We start from the raw sequence: 2,534 nt of genomic DNA on the forward strand, positions 1-2,534 counted from the left end.
CATGAACGGCCCGCCGCGCCGGCCTCGCCGCTGACCGTGGTGCGGCGGGACGACGTTCCTTCGTCCTTGCCATGACCGACTTCCCGAGACCGACCCACGAGACCCTCATGCATCACGACACCAGTTCGATCCTGACCGCGCCCCGCGACTGCCGTCGTCGGCGCCACGCTGGCGGGCGATCCGCTCCCGGCGTGGCAGGCGCCACTGCGACGGTGGCTGGCGCGGGTCCGGCATGGCCGCCTGACGCTCATCTGGCCGGATGGCCGGCGGCTCGAGGTCACCGGCCCCGCGCCGGGACCGCGCGCGGAACTCCGCCTGCATCGGTGGCGGCCGGTGCTGCGCCTGCTGATGGAGGGCGACCTCGGGCTGGCGTTCTCCTACCGCGACGACGACTGGAGCTCGCCCGACCTGACCGCGCTGCTGATGTTCGGCGTTGCCAACGAGGCGGCGCTGGGCGGCGTGACCGCGACGCGCGGCCCGGCGCGCTGGCTCTCGCGGTGGCGCCATCGCGCCAATGCGAATACGCGGCGCGGCAGCCGCCACAACATCGCCGCCCATTACGACCTGGGCAACCGGTTCTACGCGAAGTGGCTGGACGACTCGATGCTCTACTCGAGCGCGATGTACGGCGGTGAAGAGACCGCTGCGGGGGACATGTCTTGCGCAGATGGGGCCGCGACGCCGGCCGACGCCTCGCTGGAGGCCGCGCAGGCGCGGCGGCTCGACCGCATCGTCGAGCTGCTGGACCTGCGCGCGGGCCAGCGGGTGCTCGAGATCGGTTGCGGCTGGGGCACGCTGGCGGCGACGCTCGCCCGGCGCTGCGGCGTGGAGGTCGTCGGCGTGACCTTGTCGACCGAGCAGCTCGCCTTCGCGCAGCAGCGCGCGGACGAATGGGGCGTCGCCGCGCAGGTCGACCTGCGCTTGCAGGATTACCGCGACATCGAGGGGCGCTTCGATCGCATCGTCTCCATCGAGATGATCGAGGCGGTCGGCCAGTAGGCCTCGCCGACCTACTTCGCCACCCTGCGGGACCGGCTGAAGCCGGGCGGCCGGGCGGTGCTGCAGGCCATCACGATCGACGAGGCGCACTTCGAGCGCTACCGCGCCAGTCCGGACTTCATCCAGCGCTGCATCTTCCCTGGCGGCATGCTGCCCACGCCCGAGCGCATGGCCCGGGAGGCGGCGCGCGCCGGGCTGGATTTCCACACCGAGGCCCGCTTCGGCCGCGATTACGCGAGGACGCTGGCGGAATGGCGCCGGCGCTTCCTGGCCGAGTGGCCGGCGATCGAGGCGCAGGGCTTCGACCTGCCGTTCCAGCGGCTGTGGACCTACTACCTGAGCTACTGCGAGGCGGGATTCCTGGCCGGACGCGTCGACGTGGGGCTCTATCGCCTGACGCGCGGCACCTGAGGCCGCGAGGTCCTGCTACACGCGGTAACCTGCGCGCCTCGGCGCCACGGGGACGCCGCGCGGTGGATGAGTAGCATCGACCGCCTGTCTCCGCCGTCCCCCTTCCAACCCTTCGCCCCGATGTACGACCGTCCGTTCACCGCCCAGTCCCTCGATGTCGCCATCTCCGAGCTGCTCGCCGCCACCTCGGACGGCTTCGATCCGGAGCTCGACGCGCGCATCACCCAGGTGCTGCGCGGCCTGCGCGAGCAACTGGGCATGGACGTGGTGTTCGTGTCCGAGTTCCTGGAGGGCGAGCGGGTGTTCCGCTTCGTCGACGGCGAGTCCGAGATCGGCGTGCAGGTGGGCGATTCGGCGCCGCTGGAGCAGAGCTACTGCCAGCGCATCGTCGAGGGCCGCGCGCCGCAGCTGATGACGAACGCGTCGGCGCTGGCCGAGGCGCTGCAGCTGCCGCCGACGCCGATCCCGATCGGCGCCCACCTGAGCGCGCCGGTCGTGCTGTCCGACGGCCGCATCTTCGGCACCGTGTGCTGCTTCAGCGCGCACCCGAACCCGGGCCTGCAGACCGAGGACCTGTCCCGGCTCAAGGGCTGCGCGCGCCTGGTCGCCCGCAAGGTCGAGGCGCAGGACTTCCTGGACACGATGCCGTTCGAGAACGATTGAGCAACTGGGCTCGGGGCGGCCGGGCAGGTGGCCCGGTGGGCGACTCGCTCACTTGAGCTTGTGATCCTCCCGCTTGGCCTCCTGCATCGCCTCGGGCTCGAGTTCCTCGGCGGCGCGGTTCAGGCGGATGAACAGGCCCCAGCCCGTCAGCAGCGCACCCACCGCCAGCACCATCGCCGCCGCGTGCAGCAGCAGCGTCGAGTCCGAATGCGCCGAGCGGAAGGTCGCCACCAGCGCCTCGATCGCGAGCGCGACCACGATCACCACCATGAAGCGCGACAGGAAACGCCGCACCCGCGTGGGCGCGCTGATGTGGGCGCTGCGGATCACCTCTTCCTCGGTGATCGTCTGCGCGATCTGCAGCGCCACCACGGCGGCCGCCAGCACGCCCATCGCCTCGATCACCAGCTGCGCGGCCTCGTCGTTCCAGTCCAGGTGCAGCGCCATCCAGGTTTCTTTCG

General features: G+C 71.5%; 2 protein-coding genes and 1 pseudogene. 2 read left to right on the plus strand and 1 reads right to left on the minus strand.

Annotated features, from left to right (window positions below):
- Nucleotides 1-423 precede the first annotated feature (423 nt).
- Together FUT87_RS27875 and FUT87_RS27880 are read left to right on the plus strand one after the other, a co-directional pair.
- Nucleotides 424-1,410 (plus strand): annotated as a pseudogene (locus FUT87_RS27875) (class I SAM-dependent methyltransferase).
- A gap of 120 nt (nucleotides 1,411-1,530) precedes the next feature.
- Nucleotides 1,531-2,073 (plus strand): GAF domain-containing protein, encoded by a 543-nt coding sequence (locus FUT87_RS27880; protein WP_183479095.1) that lies wholly within the window; start codon nucleotides 1,531-1,533, stop codon nucleotides 2,071-2,073.
- A 48-nt stretch (nucleotides 2,074-2,121) separates the two neighbouring features.
- Here FUT87_RS27880 and FUT87_RS27885 read toward each other — a convergent pair.
- Nucleotides 2,122-2,534, minus strand: a 413-nt coding sequence (locus tag FUT87_RS27885; RefSeq protein ID WP_147243063.1) for a hypothetical protein, incomplete at its 5' end; no start/stop codon positions are given.

The organism is Mitsuaria sp. TWR114, assembly GCF_007997345.1.

Excerpts from the sequence above, each read along its gene's own strand:
- FUT87_RS27880 (WP_183479095.1), top strand. The coding sequence starts at position 1,531 with ATGTACGACCGTCCGTTCACCGCCCAGTCCCTCGATGTCGCCATCTCC.